This window comes from Pseudomonas sp. HY13-MNA-CIBAN-0226, assembly GCF_040310305.1.
Lineage (GTDB): Bacteria > Pseudomonadota > Gammaproteobacteria > Pseudomonadales > Pseudomonadaceae > Aquipseudomonas > Aquipseudomonas gregormendelii.
This window is the reverse complement of the sequence record NZ_JBEOPS010000048.1, coordinates 1-1,849: the sequence shown is the minus strand read 5'-3', so window position 1 is coordinate 1,849 and position 1,849 is coordinate 1. Positions and strand designations below refer to the sequence as shown.

At 57.6% G+C, this 1,849-nt stretch carries 1 protein-coding gene; it reads right to left on the bottom strand.

Annotation, left to right across the window (positions count from 1 at the left end; translation table 11 throughout):
• On the bottom strand, positions 1 to 1,849 hold a 1,849-nt coding region (locus AAEZ05_RS27635; protein ID WP_350649712.1), incomplete at both ends, for an immunoglobulin-like domain-containing protein.

Below are 1,849 nucleotides of genomic sequence, written 5' to 3'. Positions count from 1 at the left end.
GTGGTGTCGTTAATGGTGACAGACGCTGGGCCACCGATGGTTGGGTTTTCCAGCGGAGCGCCATTGGAGGTCGCACCGGTAATGCTCAGTTGTGCAGTGCCGCCATCTTTGTAGACGTCGTCGCCTTGCGGATCGAGGGTGTGGACCTTTTCGGTTTCACCAACAGCGAAGACCAAGGTCGAACCGTCGCTAAGCTTGACGGTAACCGGTTGGTCTTGAGCTTTGTCGAGCTTGATGGTGAACGCTGCGCCCTGATTTTCCAGGACTGGGCCATTGCCAGTGATGGTGATGCCGACGGCATCGCCTTGACCGGTAGGTTCGTCGGTAACGGTGGTTTGAACCGCGTTCTCGCCCAGAGTCAGTTTTTCGTAGGTGTCCGCACCGGTGACCGATACCAGTTTGTTGACGATGGCAGGCTGACCGCCAATCGCGATGTCATCGGCTGCCGTGATAGTGGCTTGGCCGGTGACGCTGTTCGCAGGAACAGTAATGGTGGTGCCATCGGTGAGCTTGAAGGTCAGCTCAGGATGGTTGGTCAACGGCAGACCAGTGTTGGTGGTCAGGGTCACGGTGTAGGTGACTTTGCCGCCTTCAGCCACAGTGGTTTTGTCTGCGGTCAGGGTCGCAAACACTTCGCTGGTGGTGTCGTTAATGGTGACAGACGCTGGGCCACCGATGGTTGGGTTTTCCAGCTGAGCGCCATTCGAAGTGGCACCAGTAATGCTCAGTTGTGCGGTGCCGCCGTCTTTGTAGACGTCGTCGCCCTGCGGATCCAAGGTGTGGACCTTCTCGGTTTCGCCAACAGCAAAGACCACGGTTTTACCGTTGCTCAAGGTCACAGTAACCGGTTGCAGCTGAGCCTTGTCGAGCTTGATGGTGAACGCTGCGCCCTGGTTTTCCAGGACTGGGCCGTTACCGGTGATGGTGATGCCGACGGCATCGCCTTGACCGGTAGGTTCGTCAGTCACGGTGGTTTGCACCGCGTTCTCGCCCAGAGTCAGTTTTTCGTAGGTGTCCGCACCGGTGACCGATACCAGTTTGTTGACGATGGCAGGCTGACCGCCAATCGCGATGTCATCGGCTGCCGTGATAGTGGCTTGGCCGGTGACGCTGTTCGCAGGAACAGTAATGGTGGTGCCATCGGTGAGCTTGAAGGTCAGCTCAGGATGGTTGGTCAACGGCAGACCAGTGTTGGTGGTCAAGGTCACGGTGTAGATGACTTTGCCGCCTTCAGCAACAGTGGTTTTGTCTGCGGTCAGGGTCGCAAACACTTCGCTGGTGGTGTCGTTAATGGTTACAGACGCTGGGCCACCGATGGTTGGGTTTTCCAGCTGAGCGCCATTCGAAGTGGCACCAGTAATGCTCAGTTGTGCAGTGCCGCCGTCTTTGTAGACGTCGTCGCCCTGCGGATCCAAGGTGTGGACCTTCTCGGTTTCGCCAACAGCAAAGACCACGGTTTTACCGTTGCTCAAGGTCACAGTGACCGGTTGCAGCTGAGCCTTGTCGAGCTTGATGGTGAACGCTGCGCCCTGGTTTTCCAGGACTGGGCCGTTACCAACAATAGTGATGCCGACGGCATCGCCTTGACCGGTAGGTTCGTCGGTAACGGTGGTTTGCACCGCGTTCTCGCCCAGAGTCAGTTTTTCGTAGGTGCCTGCACCTTCCACCGATACCAGCTTGTTGATGATGGCTGGTTGACCACCGACGCCGATGTCATCGGCTGCCGTGATGGTAGCTTGGCCAGTGACGCTGTTCGCCGGAACAGTAATGGTGGTGCCATCGGTGAGCTTGAAGGTCAGCTCAGGATGGTTAGTCAACGGCAGACCGGTGCTGGTGGTCAGGGTCACGG